The following is a 16,068-nucleotide window of genomic DNA, read 5'->3' on the forward strand; positions in this document are numbered from 1 at the left end:
TTTTTCTATTGCAATACTTTCCGTTCCATTTTTCCACGATAAGCAGGAAAGTAGTTCCCTTCAATATCATAAAAACTAGTTAACTGCTTCATTACCAAATCATATTTTTCTTCATTATGAATTTTTTTTCCGATATAGTAGTCAAAATGATGATGGTCTGTAAACGAAGCTTTATAATTAAATAATCCATCATTCTCCCGATAACCTCCACCAAGGTGAAGCTTTTTAGCTCCTTTTAACTTACAAACTTCAATCATAAAATCGAATAAAAGATTGTTTGGCCGGTATTCAAGAAACCGCGTTCTTGAAGCACCTAAATGGTAATGTGCATATTCTTGCCCAATTATGACCATCGCTCCAGCAATAATCTCATTATCTAATTGGGAAAATAGTAGGAGTGTCTCACTAATATCAGTAAGTTTTATTTGTTCATGAAAATATTCATCAGAAAAGTAATAAAACTCGCTTGCAGTATTTCGATCCATTGTTTCTTTGTACATTTGTATAAAAATATCTATGTTTTCTTTTGTTGGTGTAGCAATGAAACAAGCAAGGTTATTTTTATTTGCTTTTTTAATATTTCTTTTATTTGCATCTGTATAGCTCTCTCTAATTTCGTGCAGTTGTTTAGTTAAGTCAACTGCAGTCGTCTTTCTAATATATTCTATGTCCATTACCTGACTACAAAACCTGTAATTCTTATAAAATGGGTGGAATCGAATTGTCTCAGTGATAATATCTTGGGAGTGGCAATAACTACAAAAAAGAGCGTAAAACTCTTCAAATGATTTTGAATTCCCTTCTAGAATTGGCCCACCGTATCCATATGGAGTAACAATATCATATAAAGTAAGATTTACATTAGGTACTTTTCTAACTATAAAAGGATAAAAGATTTTACAGTCGTTATCTTCATAATACGCTGCAAAAAGAGTACCGTTCTCCTGTTTGGCAAACAGGTGGCCGTATTCGTATGAATAATAGCTATCCATTTTTTCAAATCCTTTTATCAGATTTTTCCATGTGGGATAGTCGTTTACAATTTTAAATATAGACAAACTCAATCACCCCCTAATTAAATTTCAATCTGAATGCATTATTAATAAGAATTCTTTTCTAATTTCTTCTATTAAATCAACCGTATCAAGTTCCTCAGCTGCATTTCCAATTTCATAGATATGCATTAATAAATCTTGTAGTTTCTGTTGAGTTAATTTATCCGATATATCCATACTGTTTACCTCTATATTTTTTCACATATTAACCTATGAAAAATGTAATATATTCACTTCGATAATTAATATTCAAACTTAAAATGCTTTCATAATAGTAATAGATAAAATAGCAAACTACTATGCCATAATAGACTAGCCCTTGTTCTCTCTCTCTAAAAAGTTTTACGACCCAAGACATCAATATTAACGAATACAGACTAAAATAAATGGAGAATCTAGCAAATATCCAGTTTTGAGTTGAAATAATCATGAACATAAATCCAATAATAGCCATATTTATTATTACATCTGAGTTCGGAAATATTGTGCGAAGCTTTTCTCTTCCAAAGTAAGCTATAACAAGAGGCACAGCATCAACAACAACCCTTAATACATTTGCTCCACCTTCTGTAGAATCTTTGTATGCTCCGTAGGTAGTTTCCTCTATGGCCGAAAAAAGAATGGCCGAAAATTGTTCAAAGCCTATTACAATTACAATCGAAAAAAGTAATAAAACCAAAGTTGCCTTTGACCACGCTTTATAACGAACAATAAAATAAATAGGAATCATGACTAATGCACTTTGATGAAAGGTTGATGCTAATAAAACAACTAAAAAGTAAGCCTTCCAGTTTCCATCGATAAGAAATTTTGTGGCTGAAAATAAAATTGCAGCTGCTAATACCTGTCTTATCCCATTCATTGATACCAAAAATAAGCCACCAGTAATATATACATATAGACTAATCTCAAGCATTCTTGAATATTTATATAAAACCCAGACTATTAAAACATTCGTTATTAAAGCAGTAGTAAAAATCATGATCTGCGGATCTTCTGAGATTTGTTGAAGATACCTCTGAAGAATGCCAAAACCTATATCCTTTTGGGAAAGAATATACTCCCAGGTAAACACATTGTTAATATAGATATGTTTGTAAAAATAGGTATCACCTATATTTGCACGTAAACCGGATACTGCTACTAATGAAGCCATCGCAACTAATATAAAAAATTTATTTGGTTTTATAGCAACGTCGAAATTATTTGTTGCTAGAACAGGTGGTGTAAGATACCTTGCTAAAAATGCAAAAATAAAAACTATGGCAAGATTAATCCATAGAACTGTCATAGCGATATTCCTTTCAATCGTACAGAATTTAATTATGATATGGTCTTACAACCGGCTTCGTTTTTATTAATACATAAGTGGCTAAACATATACCTAATGGAATGGCTAAAATGGTAAGAGGTTTACTTGGTGTCTCTTTCAGAAATTCAGTATTTCTTATTAATAGACTACTTGAAACATAATGAATTGCCTGCCGGAATTTAAAAGACAAGCTAACAAAAGGCAACTTCATAAGTTCTTTGCGATAAAAAATCCATCCTTTTGGATTTTTTCGATATTGATTAAGCATATTTAGAGATGAACCGTCTGGCAAGTATTCAACACAACACAATACTTCGTTCATAACTAACATTTCGTACTCTTTATCAAGCATGTAGTACTTGTAAGCTAAGCCTACATATTTTTCATTTTTAAATGTAGGATACGGGTAGTTTTTTGTTAAATCCGTCCGGTACACTAGTTTTTTATCACCTGTTACACCATATTTGTAATAAAGATCAAAAAGCGTCGAGGAGTCTATGTTTATTGGTAGCTTTGAACCAATTATCGTCCCATCTGTGTAAGAATCTAAACCAATTAACCCGCTAACCTGGTCGCTGCCATGTTTCCTCCAAAATGTAATAATTTTATCAACAGCATCCTCTGGCATATAGTCATCAGAATCAATACACACATTTAACTCAGTATCTATTAGTTCGTAAGCAGTATTATGCGCTCCATGCATACCTTGGTTGCTTTGCCAATGGTAGATTATTTTAATCTTATTATCGTTTATCCAACCATTTACAATTTCTTTCGTATTATCTATCGATCCATCGTCGATTATCAACCAAACAAAGTCTTTACAAGTTTGTTTCACTAGACTTTCATAGCAATGATGAAGGCAGTAGGCTCGATTAAAAGTTGGGGTAAAGATTGTTAAAGTTTTCAACACGAGATCCTCCTAACTTTAAATATAAGTTTTGAATCCTTTCTGCCGTTTGTTTAATGTCATATCCCTTTTGCAAAAATGAGGATTTATCACATTGTCTTTGATCCTGTTTTTCTATTAATTGAATTATTTTTTTCACCCATGGATCAATTGAAGAAATCGGAAGAAAATCTACTAAATCATTACCTAAGTCAACTTCAGTTGTAACTTCCTTTGAAACAAGGCATCGAAGGCCAGAACCTTGTGCCTCGACCAGTGTAACTGGTAATCCTTCATGGAAAGATGGAAAAATGAATAAATCAAAGCTTTGCAGTATTAAATGTATATCTGGCCTAACTCCCAAGAACAAAACCTTATTTTGTAAATGTAATTCTCTCACTTTATCCTCAATTTGGGTTCGTAACCTACCATCTCCCACAAGAACCAATACAGAGTTTGGATGACTTTTATTCACTTCTGCAAATACATCAATAATAAATGAATGGTTTTTTTGAAAATTGAATCTCCCAACATGTCCAATTACTGTAGTATCATCTGAAATGTTAAACTCGTTTCTTACTTTTTGTCTTTTTTCCTCTGAAAATAGAAATTGTTCATAATCAATACCGTTCTTTATCACAACAGCTTCTTTAGACTTTTTACCATATAGCCATTGAGCAGCTGCATTTGAACAAGCAACAAAATGCGAGGAATGTGAGTAAATAAAACTACCAGCATAGTTCTTATAAAGCTTAGCCAGTATGCCACCTTCACTTTGTGTATTGTGACTATGGGCAATTCGAACCGGAATTCCTGACCGCTCTGCTGCCCTCAGTACAAGACCACTCATTTTATCCATGTGGGAATGGACAATTATATATGAGCTGTGGTTTTTAAAAAACTGATTCAATGCCTTTACGTAGCCAAAATGTCCAACTTCTGTTAAATAGGGGATCCTGTAAACCCTACCTCCTAACTCCTGAATTTCTTTGTCAAATACACCTTCCTTACATGTAAGGAAGTCAAATTGCACCTTTGTACGGTCCATATTACGATATAAATTCATGATGAGAGTCTCTGCTCCTCCACGATTCATATTTACTACAACATGTAATACTCTTAATGGACCGCCCACTTTCTTTCCTCCTCTGCGTTCATGTATCTTGTATAAATAGCAATTTTTTCATCTAGGACATTATCAATTCCATAGGTACTTTCCATTAACGTCCTACTAACCTTCCCAAGTCTATTCCTTAGATATTCATTCATTGCTAACTCCTTTAACTTTTCACCAAATCCTACTATGTCATCAGGATGTAATACCCAGCCATTTTCATTGTTACTCACTAGTTCTCTATGTCCTCTATTATCCGTTGCTAAAATTGGCAATCCGCACGCCATTGCCTCCATTACATTAACTGGTAGACCTTCACGCAAACTGGAAGCCACTGCAATGTCACTTATTTTTAATAACATATCAATATCATTTCGTAAGCCTAAAAATTCAACTTGGTTAAGTAAACCCAATTTAAGAGCAAGTAGTCTGCATTCTTCTAATAAAATACCATCTCCTGCAAGTAAAAGCTTTACGTTTGGGATATCATCCTTAATTATGGAAAGTGCTTTTATTAAGAATTGCTGATTTTTATTTTTGTTAATTTCTGCAGCATAAAACATGATAATGTCTTTTGGATTAAAGTCATCGATTCTTCGCAATACATTTCTTCTGATTTTGTCTACAGGACGAAACTTATCAAGGTCTACACCCACTCCATGTACATGTTCAATAGAACCTGCTTTAAACTGATGTCTCTTTGCTAGTTCATAATCCTCGGAGTTTATTGTAATGAGACAATCTGTACTAGAAGCTAGTAATCTTTCAATTGGATAGTACAGTAACCAGTTTGTTAGTGGCGCTCCCTTACAAAAATGAAAGCCATGTGCTGTATAAATCACTTTCGTACCATTTTTCCTGGCAGTCCTAGCTGCAAGACGTCCAAGAACGCCTCCCATTGGGGTATGACAGTGGATAATCTGGTAGTTGTTTTGATCTATTATCTTTTTTAACTCTTTGTATGCAGTAAAATTCTTTAAACTTAAAGGAGTTCGTTGAATCGGAATATTGTATTTCTTACATACAAAAGGAAGCTCAATGTCACCTTCAGCAGCAACATGAACTTCCCAGCCTTGTTCTTTGAACCATTTTAAGTAGGGGAGATGAAAAGCTTTAAAATGATAGTCTACAGTAGCACAGAATAATATTTTCTTTTTATTATTTTCCATACTCATTTTACTAACTCTTTATCGATTATATTCTTTAGATAATCAAGTAGATCGTTTCGAAGTTCCGCCCGATTTAATGCGAATTCTAACGTCGTCTGAATAAAGCCCATCTTTTCCCCAACATCATAACGAGTGCCCTCGAAATCGTAGGCATACACCGCCTCAAATTTATTCAAACTAGCGATAGCATCTGTTAACTGTATTTCCCCGCCAGCACCTGGTTGTTGATTTTCCAAAACTTCAAAAATTCTTGGGCTAAGAATATACCGACCCATGATAGCTAAATTCGATGGTGCTTCCTCAAGTTTTGGTTTTTCAACGAGGCTTCTAACATTGTAAAAACGTTCACCATATTTATCACCATCAACGATTCCATACCTTGCTACCTCATTCTCTGGAACCGTTTGAACACCTAATATTGATGCATTATAACGATTATATTGTTCAATCATTTGCTTTAAGCAAGGTTTTTCTGCCGATACAATATCATCACCTAACAAGACAGCAAAGGGTTCATTACCTATAAATTTACGTGCGCACCAGATTGCATGCCCTAATCCTTTTGGTTCCTTTTGGCGAATATAATGAATATCTACAAGTTTTGATGCCTTTTGAACTTCATTTAACAACTCAAACTTCCCTTTATCAAGAAGGGTTTGTTCTAATTCAAATGAGTGATCAAAATGGTCCTCAATAGCCCTCTTTCCTTTACCCGTGACAATAATTATATCTTCAATGCCAGATTCGACAGCCTCTTCAATAATATATTGAATCGTGGGTTTGTCTACGATAGGTAACATTTCTTTTGGCATTGCTTTTGTTGCTGGGAGAAATCTAGTTCCTAAACCTGCAGCTGGAATAATTGCTTTTCTAACCTTCATCTTTTAGACTCCTTTAACCTGGAATTGATAATAATTGTTGTGGAACTGGCGTTTTATTAGCAAGTGTTAACAGTTGTTTACGTAATTCTGTTTTATCTAAACTTGCATATGTTGCGATAATCTTCTCAATTTCATCAATATATAAGTCTGCTGTTTTCCCAACGTATATATTGGGATAGACTTGATTTTCGTGAACTTCACTATCTTTTAATAATTCTTCAAAGAGTTTTTCCCCTGGCCTCATACCCGTAATCTTTATTCCAATTTCATCAATTGAATAACCTGTTAACTTAATAATATTTCTTGCTAAATCAATAATTTTCACGGGATCTCCCATATCTAGAACAAAGATTTCTCCACCTTTTGCAAGTGCACCTGCTTGAATTACTAATCTAGAAGCCTCAGGAATCGTCATAAAATACCTCACCATTTCTGGATGTGTGACTGTCACTGGTCCTCCTTTTTCAATCTGACTCTTAAAAAGAGGAATTACACTTCCACGACTCCCTAATACGTTCCCAAAACGAACTGCAACAAATTTTGTATTGCTTTGTTTATCCATATTTTGAACAATCATCTCTGCTAGTTTCTTTGATGCTCCCATTACACTTGTTGGGTTTACTGCTTTATCGGTTGAAACCATTACAAATGTGTCGACTTTATGCCAGCTCGCTGCCTCTGCTACATTTTTCGTTCCAATAATATTATTTTTAATTGCTTCTTCAGGATTTCTCTCCATTAAAGGTACATGCTTATGTGCTGCAGCATGATATACAACATCTGGTTGATAATATCCCATTACCTTCATCATCTTTTGCTTATCTTGGACATCAGCAATTTCTGTTATTATATGAATATTTGAAGCCAGGCATATCTCTGATAGTTCCATTTCAATTGTATAAATACTATTTTCCCCGTGTCCTAGCAATATAAGTTGCTTTGGCTTAAAATTTGCAATTTGCCTGCATATCTCAGATCCTATTGAGCCACCAGCACCTGTAACAAGGACAATTTTATTTGTGACATACCCTGAGATACTATTAATATCTAAATCAACTGGATGCCTACCTAATAAATCCTCAACCTGCACGTCTCTAAATTGATTTACTGAAACTTTACCTGTAATCAAGTCTTCCAACATTGGAAGTATTTGTGTTTTTGCTTTTGTCTTTGCACACTCCTGAAAGATATTATTAAGCTCCCTTTTGCTTAGAGAAGGAATAGCAATAATGATATTCGTTACGTTTTTCTCTCTTACAATTTCCTCAATCATGTTTACCCCACCAAGAACTGGGATGCCAAGGATATCTAGGTTATGTTTCCTAACATTGTCATCAATAAATCCCACTGGAAAGAGTTGAGGGTTCTGATTATTTTTTAGCTGTCTCGCAACCATTGTTCCTGCTGAACCAGCACCAATAATTATTGTGCGTTTTTTTTGATTATTTCCTTTAATGTAAGTATCTCGGTAAATTCTCCAACAGAAACGTGATCCACCAATTAATAACATATGGAGTACCCATGTCACTGCCATTAAGCGATAGAACACTTCATGGTTTAGTAATTGTTGTATAATAGCTGCTGTAATGATTGCAAAAGTAATTGCTTTTAAAATACTTACCAGTTCACCAATACTTGCATACTCCCATGCTTTCTTATAAAGTTTAAATTTATAAGCAAAAAGATGATGGCTTAAAAGAAGAGAAAGTGAAATAATCACAGTTGGAAGTGTAAAGACAACAAGCGTTGCATCTACCAAAAAACGTCCAAAATAAATACAAGTCAAAACAATTATTGAGTCAAGAATAATAAATAATGATATCCTTTGACGATATGTCACCAATATCCCCCTTTTTCTCATCCTTTATTTGTAGATTTTTTTGTAACCTTATATAAATCAATAGATTTCTTGTTTTATATACAGATATGTCTTATAAATAGGTTTTGAAAACTAACCAAAATGACTAATAAACATATCTCTATTAACATTAAATAACTTACCTACGTTGTCTTCTGTAAAACAAAATAGGTAAATTATTTAAATATCGGGCATCTAACCCGTCCTCACACCACACTATCGACGACTTGCATCTAAGGCCTCTCAACCCACAGCATGACCGAGTGCCTCCATTGTTATTGATAAGGAGACATCACCATATATATTCTTAATAACGAACATAGTGATAAAAAAGAAAATGGTACTATTAGTTATTAAGTACAACACCTATTATTTTTGCTTTGGCTAGATTTAACAGTCTTTTTGTTTCAATTGCCTTCTTTGTATCTGTTTTACCACTCTTAACAACTAAAATGACTCCATCACACATACTTGCTAAAATCTTTGTACCTGATAATTCCAAAAACGAATTCGAATCAATAAGAACAACATTATAAAGTTTCAACGCTTTTGCTACTAATTCATACATCATGATTGATCCCAGCAACTCTGAGGAGTTGAATGGTATCGATCCACTAGGTAATACCTCCAGTCTTCCTATTTCTGTTCCTGTTACAGCTTCCTCAAGAGATAACTTTCCGTTTAATACATCCGTTAATCCGGTAGTATTGTCAATTCCAAATATAGAATGGAGAGATGGTTTAATTAAGTTGGTATCAATTAATAAGACTCGTTCTTTCTGCTGTGCAAGAGAAATTGCCAAATTTGCTGCCGTAATCGACTTTCCTTCTTTTCTTCCCGGAGAGGTTATTAATATAGATTGATTTTTCTTAACTCCATTTATAAATTGTATATTTGTTCGAATTGATCGATATTGTTCTGAGATTAATGACTCTGGGAATGTATGGGTAGTTTTTCCTTTTAATTGAAGTACTTCCTCACTCTTTTTACTACTAGGAATCAATTGTTTCACCTCTAACACTAATATACTGTTGATTCGCTTTCTTTTTATTCTTTTTATGTGTGTTTCTTTTATTTATTTTTGAAACATTCCCCAAGACAGGAAGTCCTAATGCTTTATGGATATCTTGGTCAGAGTTAATGGAATTATCTAAAGCATTTAACAAAAATACAAAACCAATTCCCAGAATAATACCTGCAATTAATGCTGTGAATTTAAGACTTGAAGAATCTCCTAAATTAGTTGGTATAGGATTTTCCTTTGCTTCAAGATAATGATTAATACCAATAACATTTATAATGCTTTCAGCTTTGTTAATAAAAACCTTTGCTGTAGCATTTGCAATATTGGCAGCACGCTTAGAAACTGTGTCGGTTACTCTTATTTCCAATATCTGTCCTCCAACATGGACTACGGTGATTTTTCCTGCCAATGCCTCTGGCGTTGTTTCCAATTCTAGTTCCGAAACTACATCAGCCAATACAATAGGATCTACAATAAATTGTTGCAGTGTTTCAATTCCACCATCAGAGCTTAGATGTAAACGGGTATATGATTCATATAAATTAATTGGCTCATTTTTTGAGTCAAAGTAATAACCAAGAGAACCTGCAATAATCGCAAAGACAATTACAATCCATATACGTCTTTTTATGACAAGGAAAAGACTTTTCAAATCAATTTCTTTCACAACATTCTGTTCATATTTATTAGTATCGTTTTGAGATTGCATATTGCTCACCAGATCCCCTTCTAAAAAGTTGTTCAGACATTAGTTCTCCATAAAGAACACTTGAATAAAAAAATAAGACTTACATAAATTGTTCAATTTGGAAAATCAATAATATATGTTCATTTTAGTTCTTAACAAAGAACAAGTCAATAAATATTTGGTTATTTTAACCATTTCTTTGATTCGGAGTATAACCTACCATCGTAATTCTTTATCTTCGCAATTTGTTCTGCCATTTCTTTTAATTCCTCAAATGTTACATTCTTACTCTTAACTTCTTGGGATAACATAAACCAATCAAGATCCATCTCTGTTAACTGTTTTTTGTTATGGTCCTCACCATCAAAAAAATATGAAATGTCGACTTTGTAATATTCAGAAAGCTTTTTCAAAAAGTCTACTGTGGGTTTACGCAAACCTCTTTCAATTTTCGAGAGATTACTATAATTAAATTTTATATCTTCTCCCAATTCCTTTAAGGTTAACCCGCGCTGAGTACGTAGCATCTTTATTTGTTCACCTATATGTTTTTTTGTCATTAACTATTTATTCTCCTTGGATTAGTATTCTAAATCTCTTTCGTTCTTAATAAAGTACGTTACTTTACTATATCATGCTTTACCGTATTGAACAATAGAGAATATATTCTTTGTTTTTTATAGTGAACAATTATGAATTTGCGGGTTTCAGAAGATGGGAAGAGTGTAAGCTTAGGAGTTATTATATATATATGTTTATAGTAAGATCATATACACTATCATTTTGAGTTTTTCTTGCTATATTATTCTGTACGCAAGCATCAACAGCCTTAGTGTTTTTTAAGTCTTTCTGACAAACCGGACAGTTCCAGTGTCCACTGTTGCTCGCACTATATGAAGGTTGTAAGCAACGATTACATATTTTTTTGTACATAAATATCACCACCAATATCATTTAATTGCTAAAATATAGAAACTATCCAGTACATATGTGCCGTACATATTATTGTGTATAAGAATGCTGCGATTACAGCTAGTCCCTTCACCCAGCTAGTTGTGGGAAGAGCTTTCAGTAATACAAATCCGTATAATAAGAAAGAGAGCATTATCTTTACACCGATAAAAAGTAGCGGATCTTTGGAATAGGTATAATCCATGAGTGGGTTACTTTCAGTTATTAAATTCAGTTTTAATCCTATAAAAGTTGTTATTCCATCCAATAAATTTACAATTGCCAGGTATTGAAATAAGACTTTCATATTTACCTCATTTCCTAATCGTTCCTAATTAAAATTTTAGAAAAAAAGACCTTGATTTATACTATTCTTTACAAATCAAGGTCATGTTAAAAACATATTTTACTCTTCTATATTTACACTGATTGCTTATTCCTCTGGAGTTTCTTCAGTTACTAGATCTGCGACTTCCAAGCTTTCTACAGAAACCTCGTTATTCATTGGAGCTCCCACTGTTTCTTCACGTCTTCCTTCAATCGTTTCCACTGTATCGGTATTGTTCGGATCATTATGAACTGGATTACCATTGTTACCACAATGCTTCCCCTCACCGTTATCATTTTCTCTTCCTTGACCATTATCAGATGGTTCAGGGCATGGATTTAATTTAGGCATGGATTTAATTTATTTTTGTATACACAACAACCTTGACTGGATGTTCAAAGTATTGGTCATATCCAATAATGAAAAATGTTTTTTTTCAAAATCGCCACAGTTCTTCGCAACTTGTTGAATATGCGTGATACTTTCCTCAGGCTGAAGAATATATACGTTTTCTCCAATTGAAACCTTCACCTGGTAATCATAAATGTTTTCAATGTTTACAGGTTGCTTGGCAATACAATTGTCCTCGTAGATTAATTCACCCTGCAATATGCTTTCCAAGTCTTCTTTTTTAGCGTTTTTACTGTCAAAGGCAGCAGCATATGCTGCGTTAAAGTCGCTCCTTTCTAAAACCGCTTTTGATTTTTGATGTACCAGTTCGTTCTTTGATGTTCTTTGATGTTCGTTATTTGTTCTTAATAATGAAACGACTAATTGATTATAAGCCTAATGAACTATTTTTGAAAAATATTAAAATCAGTCATTTCTTCTTAATAACGAACACTTTTCTATGTTTTACTTGCGTTTCCTTTTATTTTCTTACTATTTTGTAATTTTATTTAGAAGCTGTCGTTCCTTATAATGAACATATCTTGTAGATTGAATTGAGGAGAAAGAAGATGATAGGAGAGCGGATAAGACACTTGAGAAGAAAAAAAAGGTATTCAATTACAGAATTGGCAAAACGTGCAGGAGTTTCAAAATCATATTTAAGTTATATTGAACGAGATGTTCAAAATAATCCGTCTTTGCAATTTTTATCTAAGATTGCAATAACCTTAGAAACAAGTATTGAATATTTGTTAGGAGATCAACCAAACTCAACTGAAAGTAGTGAACAACTTGATAGAGAATGGACAATGCTTTTACAAAAAGCAATTGACGATGGAATGAGCAAGGAGGATTTTCGTGAGTATCGAGATTTTATCCATTATAAAAATTGGGTAAATTCACAGGGGGATATAAATAAGTAAAATCGAGAAATGTATTGAATACATGACTTTCTTTTAAAATTCATATAATTTCTCTATAGAGAAAAAGCGATCCAAATCTGGGTCGCTTTACCTCCCTTATTCATTCTTCTCCAACGCAGTTATAACAAGACCTCTCTCATTCTCCTCAGCCTTATAAGTAACATCATTCAACACGGCAGTACCATTAATCACTTTATCCTTATCGCGAAGTAGCCCAAGCTTATAAGTAGCAACACCAATATCTTGTTCCTTAACAGCCTCTTCTGTATTTGTAACGGCTACTAGTAGAAAGAATGCAGCAATCGCATCTTCATACTTATCTAAAGTAGTTACTAGATCATCTGATTCAATGTCTTTTTTCACGATAGCTAGCCTTACTACTTCATTTGTTTGTTCATTAACAATTCCTTCTAAAATTAAGCCGTCGCTAACATCTTGTTTAAACTCTCCGTTAGTGACGTTAATTGCCTCAAGTTTATATGCACCGGAGTCTTCCATCTTCTCCTGTGCTTCATTCCAGTTTGTAAGTAAATCTTCTGTAGTAAAGCCTAATGATCCCAAAGTAAGGATTCTTTCATCTGCTGCTTGTATTTTTGTTGTTTTTGGATCTTCTTTCTTCTGTTGTTCCTTCGCTTTGTCGTCGCCTTTACAGCCTACGAGTACTGCAATACTTAAAAGTAAGATTCCCAATAGATATAGTTTTTTTCGCATGGTTTTCCTCCTACAATAATTACGTTCGCATATTGATAATATGTACGCTAAAGGAGGAAATCATTCAAACATTAGTAAGTACAATTTGCGCACATGATAGTGGAAATCCTAGTCTTTACACCTTTTAATAAAAATAAAAAGCGACCTCCAAAGGTCACTTACTACTCAAAATCCTCAGATTTACTTACCATTACTTTTACTATGTATACTTCTTCAGACTGTTCAATTGTTCTTTCAATTACTTCATCATCAAGTCCTACCCCAATGCCATTTGAGCCATCTTTAATGATTAGAGAAACAGCAACTGGTTTTTCAGCAGTAATTTTTGTCTTCTCACTAATCCAACTCTTTGCTTCCCCAATCTCTTCAGGAAAAGTTTTAATTGGTAGTGATTCTGCGGAAGATAATGAGGTTCCGTCTGAAACTGACAAGTTCCATCTCTCGTATGTATCAGTCTCATTAATAGACAAGTTAATTTTTGAAAACGCAAAGGTTACATCCTCTTTATTTAATGTTGTAGCTGCTCGAACAAGATCATCTTGCTTTTTTCCACTTTTGTAATGTTCAACCCAATAGTGAATCATCTTCAAATCTTCATCTTTAATTTCTACATCGTACATAAGCAGAGTATCAAGTCCCAACGAACCAATTAAATTCATATGATCTTCGGACTGTTGTATTGGTTTAAGAACTGCATCAGACTTCTCAGTTGAAGTTATTTCATTGCTACAACCTGCAAATACAAACGAAATAATCATTAATAGTAATAATATTTTTTTCACTTGCCCACCTCCTTCAACCATATTATCATACAAACCTTAACCTGTATAAATTTTCCTAATAGGTATACCCTAAAAGAAAAAAGTGAGGTGTTTTACTTTGCTGCGTAAACTATTGATTTCATTTAGTTTAGCTTTCGTGTTAACTGGTTCTTTTTTCACTTTCGATACAACTATTTCAACTGTAAATGCCCAACCTCCAAAGAAACCAGTTCCCGATTATGCTAAATGGGGCCGCCTAGCAATGAAGGAAACACAAAAACGGTATCCGATGGCACAATTGATTGATTATTTACACATGGGAAGGGATAAAAAGAACGGAACTACAATCGAACGCTTCAAAATATGGATGAGACAGGGCAACAGGGAGTTCGGGGCATTCGTCACCATCTCGTTTGACACCAAAACCGAGCAAGTAAAAAACATCTTAATTGTAGAAACTGACCGGTAGTGTCCTCTCCAGAAGGACAAATGTATTTCTATGGTGCCTGACACATTGAAATGCTGAAGCGCCTTGATCAGAAACGAGAAAACTGGAGACTCCGACGAAGAAGCGTTCTTTGCTTCTGCTGGAGGAGTTGAAGTTTCTCGAGTTTCTAGGCGCTGAAGCTGGACACCATTGTGGATTGTGTTAAATATGTGGATAATTTAATGCGCTAATAAAGGCTGAGCCAGTTGGGTGGTCAGCCTTTTAGGTGAGGTTTTTATGTGGTGGTTCTGTGTTTGCGTTGTTTGTAGGTGTGTTGTTCTTTTTAAGTTTTAGGTAGGTTATTGATGAGTTTATGAGTGAGTATGCAAAAATAAGCAACCCAGGAATGATAAATAGTAGTATTTTTCCGTTTTTTGATTTTGTGAATTCAATCGCATATCCAAGATAGGGGATGGTGATATTTGTGTATTCTCCTACCACGTTGTTCGAAACTACTGGATTTGTGTCTCTTGTTTTATTACTATCACCTTTTGTACGATACATAACTTGGCCGTTTTTATTTATCACTTTCACAACTCTATGAGTAACAATCCTATTCTTACTCTCCTTAAAAGAAATTACATCATTCTCTTTAAAACGTGTCATGTCTCCACCAGTTTTCACAAATATTATGGAGCCTGTTTTAATACCAGGCTCCATGGACCCTGAGAGGACAATTTTTATTTGGTATCCAAATAGCTGTGGTTCTCCTTTGGAAAAAAGAGCTGAACCAATGACAAAAAACATGAAGAGTAAGGCGACATAAAATAGACATGTAATTATTTGGCCGACTACCTTTTTTACAATGTTTTTATTCATAGTCATTATTCTCCTTTCTATCATCTTCTTCAGGGTTTGAAACATCGATCTCACTTGTTATTTCCGCATTTTCTTCAACTTGTTCTTTTTCTTCAGTTATTTCAATATTTGAACTCTCATCATTCACCTCTTGTTGAGGCTCTTCCTCTTTAATACATGTCACCATAATTTCTCCACTCCATACTTCCGACCTTAAATCATAGTTTTGGTTATAACCTGGTCTTTGAAAAAACTTGAAGGCATAATACCCAGGTTTATCCGCTTGGTATGCTAAATGCAACGTACTATTAGCACCAATAGGATCAATAATGCCCTCATATATTTTTTCTCCCGTTTCATTTAGATGTAAAGCTTCAGAGTAGTAAACTTCATATTCCGTAGTTCCTATCATAGTAAAGCCTCTATTCTCAATTTCAGCTGTAATATCAACCTGAGTACATGAAGTTATATTTTGAGGATTATTAGACGTGAAATTCAAATCACTTTTATCCCACCAAGTTCCAACTTTTATTTCAGAACTCCAAGTTTGACTATCAGTAAAGTAGGCTTCAGTGCTGGACGTAATAATTGACATGAAAAATAAAAAGAAATAAATACATGCAATAATTGATACGATCTGAATTTTTGGCATCAAAATACTCGGTCCTCCCTCACGTTTATTTGCTATCGTAAATATACAATTCGATTAGTGTACACTTACGATAACAA

Annotated in this window: 20 protein-coding genes; 2 read left to right on the forward strand and 18 right to left on the reverse strand. The window is 33.9% G+C overall.

What is annotated here, in order from left to right; genetic code table 11:
• Nucleotides 1-5 precede the first annotated feature (5 nt).
• The 14 genes from AB3M96_RS02245 to AB3M96_RS02310 all read right to left on the reverse strand — a co-directional run bounded on the left by AB3M96_RS02245 (nucleotide 6) and on the right by AB3M96_RS02310 (nucleotide 11,878).
• Complete coding sequence (locus tag AB3M96_RS02245; protein ID WP_412965940.1) at nucleotides 6-1,058, reverse strand: GNAT family N-acetyltransferase; 1,053 nt, start codon at nucleotides 1,056-1,058, stop codon at nucleotides 6-8.
• A gap of 24 nt (nucleotides 1,059-1,082) precedes the next feature.
• Complete coding sequence (locus AB3M96_RS02250; RefSeq protein WP_412965941.1) at nucleotides 1,083-1,232, reverse strand: YwzD family small protein; 150 nt, start codon at nucleotides 1,230-1,232, stop codon at nucleotides 1,083-1,085.
• Nucleotides 1,233-1,260: 28 nt separating this feature from the next.
• Nucleotides 1,261-2,346: an EpsG family protein gene (locus tag AB3M96_RS02255; RefSeq protein ID WP_412965942.1), complete on the reverse strand. Its 1,086-nt coding sequence runs from the start codon at nucleotides 2,344-2,346 to the stop codon at nucleotides 1,261-1,263.
• Nucleotides 2,347-2,374: 28 nt separating this feature from the next.
• Entirely contained in the window at nucleotides 2,375-3,277 is a 903-nt protein-coding gene (locus tag AB3M96_RS02260) for a glycosyltransferase family 2 protein (protein ID WP_412965943.1), read from the reverse strand.
• Complete coding sequence (locus tag AB3M96_RS02265; protein WP_412965944.1) at nucleotides 3,243-4,391, reverse strand: glycosyltransferase family 1 protein; 1,149 nt, start codon at nucleotides 4,389-4,391, stop codon at nucleotides 3,243-3,245. The genes AB3M96_RS02260 and AB3M96_RS02265 overlap by 35 nt, the downstream gene beginning before the upstream one ends.
• On the reverse strand, nucleotides 4,376-5,539 hold the full coding sequence (locus AB3M96_RS02270) for a glycosyltransferase family 4 protein (protein ID WP_412966191.1): 1,164 nt from the start codon (nucleotides 5,537-5,539) through the stop codon (nucleotides 4,376-4,378). Before AB3M96_RS02270 ends, AB3M96_RS02265 begins: the two co-directional genes overlap by 16 nt.
• A gap of 2 nt (nucleotides 5,540-5,541) precedes the next feature.
• The gene (galU, locus tag AB3M96_RS02275; protein ID WP_412965945.1) at nucleotides 5,542-6,420 is read right to left on the reverse strand and encodes a UTP--glucose-1-phosphate uridylyltransferase GalU; all 879 of its coding nucleotides are present in this window, start codon (nucleotides 6,418-6,420) and stop codon (nucleotides 5,542-5,544) included.
• Between the two features lie 13 nt (nucleotides 6,421-6,433).
• Nucleotides 6,434-8,260, reverse strand: coding sequence for a polysaccharide biosynthesis protein (locus tag AB3M96_RS02280; protein ID WP_412965946.1), 1,827 nt, complete (start codon nucleotides 8,258-8,260; stop codon nucleotides 6,434-6,436).
• Between the two features lie 364 nt (nucleotides 8,261-8,624).
• Nucleotides 8,625-9,290, reverse strand: coding sequence for a CpsD/CapB family tyrosine-protein kinase (locus AB3M96_RS02285; protein WP_412965947.1), 666 nt, complete (start codon nucleotides 9,288-9,290; stop codon nucleotides 8,625-8,627).
• A complete protein-coding gene (locus AB3M96_RS02290) occupies nucleotides 9,271-10,020 on the reverse strand; it encodes a YveK family protein (protein ID WP_412965948.1) in 750 nt (249 codons plus the stop codon). The genes AB3M96_RS02285 and AB3M96_RS02290 overlap by 20 nt, the downstream gene beginning before the upstream one ends.
• Before the next feature lie 152 nt (nucleotides 10,021-10,172).
• Nucleotides 10,173-10,550 (reverse strand): helix-turn-helix domain-containing protein, encoded by a 378-nt coding sequence (locus AB3M96_RS02295; RefSeq protein WP_412965949.1) that lies wholly within the window; start codon nucleotides 10,548-10,550, stop codon nucleotides 10,173-10,175.
• 401 nt (nucleotides 10,551-10,951) lie between these two features.
• Nucleotides 10,952-11,248, reverse strand: coding sequence for a DUF5658 family protein (locus tag AB3M96_RS02300; protein ID WP_412965950.1), 297 nt, complete (start codon nucleotides 11,246-11,248; stop codon nucleotides 10,952-10,954).
• Between the two features lie 126 nt (nucleotides 11,249-11,374).
• Nucleotides 11,375-11,620: a hypothetical protein gene (locus tag AB3M96_RS02305; RefSeq protein WP_412965951.1), complete on the reverse strand. Its 246-nt coding sequence runs from the start codon at nucleotides 11,618-11,620 to the stop codon at nucleotides 11,375-11,377.
• Nucleotides 11,621-11,629: 9 nt separating this feature from the next.
• Nucleotides 11,630-11,878, reverse strand: a complete 249-nt coding sequence (locus AB3M96_RS02310; RefSeq protein ID WP_412965952.1) for a hypothetical protein — start codon at nucleotides 11,876-11,878, stop codon at nucleotides 11,630-11,632.
• A gap of 350 nt (nucleotides 11,879-12,228) precedes the next feature.
• Between AB3M96_RS02310 and AB3M96_RS02315 the strand changes: the two genes are divergently transcribed.
• Complete coding sequence (locus tag AB3M96_RS02315) at nucleotides 12,229-12,582, forward strand: helix-turn-helix domain-containing protein (protein ID WP_412965953.1); 354 nt, start codon at nucleotides 12,229-12,231, stop codon at nucleotides 12,580-12,582.
• Nucleotides 12,583-12,678: 96 nt separating this feature from the next.
• Here AB3M96_RS02315 and AB3M96_RS02320 read toward each other — a convergent pair whose 3' ends face one another.
• Nucleotides 12,679-13,293: a ligand-gated ion channel gene (locus AB3M96_RS02320; RefSeq protein ID WP_412965954.1), complete on the reverse strand. Its 615-nt coding sequence runs from the start codon at nucleotides 13,291-13,293 to the stop codon at nucleotides 12,679-12,681.
• 161 nt (nucleotides 13,294-13,454) lie between these two features.
• Nucleotides 13,455-14,075, reverse strand: a complete 621-nt coding sequence (locus AB3M96_RS02325; RefSeq protein ID WP_412965955.1) for a hypothetical protein — start codon at nucleotides 14,073-14,075, stop codon at nucleotides 13,455-13,457.
• Nucleotides 14,076-14,172: 97 nt separating this feature from the next.
• On the opposite strand from AB3M96_RS02325, the gene AB3M96_RS02330 reads away from it, so the two are divergent.
• The gene (locus AB3M96_RS02330; protein ID WP_412965956.1) at nucleotides 14,173-14,523 is read left to right on the forward strand and encodes a YqzG/YhdC family protein; all 351 of its coding nucleotides are present in this window, start codon (nucleotides 14,173-14,175) and stop codon (nucleotides 14,521-14,523) included.
• A gap of 240 nt (nucleotides 14,524-14,763) precedes the next feature.
• Here AB3M96_RS02330 and sipW read toward each other — a convergent pair whose 3' ends face one another.
• Entirely contained in the window at nucleotides 14,764-15,360 is a 597-nt protein-coding gene (gene sipW / locus AB3M96_RS02335) for a signal peptidase I SipW (protein WP_412965957.1), read from the reverse strand.
• Nucleotides 15,353-15,991 (reverse strand): amyloid fiber anchoring/assembly protein TapA, encoded by a 639-nt coding sequence (gene tapA, locus AB3M96_RS02340; RefSeq protein WP_412965958.1) that lies wholly within the window; start codon nucleotides 15,989-15,991, stop codon nucleotides 15,353-15,355. The genes sipW and tapA overlap by 8 nt, the downstream gene beginning before the upstream one ends.
• Nucleotides 15,992-16,068 lie beyond the last annotated feature (77 nt).

Source organism: Ferdinandcohnia jepli, from assembly GCF_047246645.1.
Classification (GTDB): Bacteria; Bacillota; Bacilli; order Bacillales; family Bacillaceae_L; genus Ferdinandcohnia.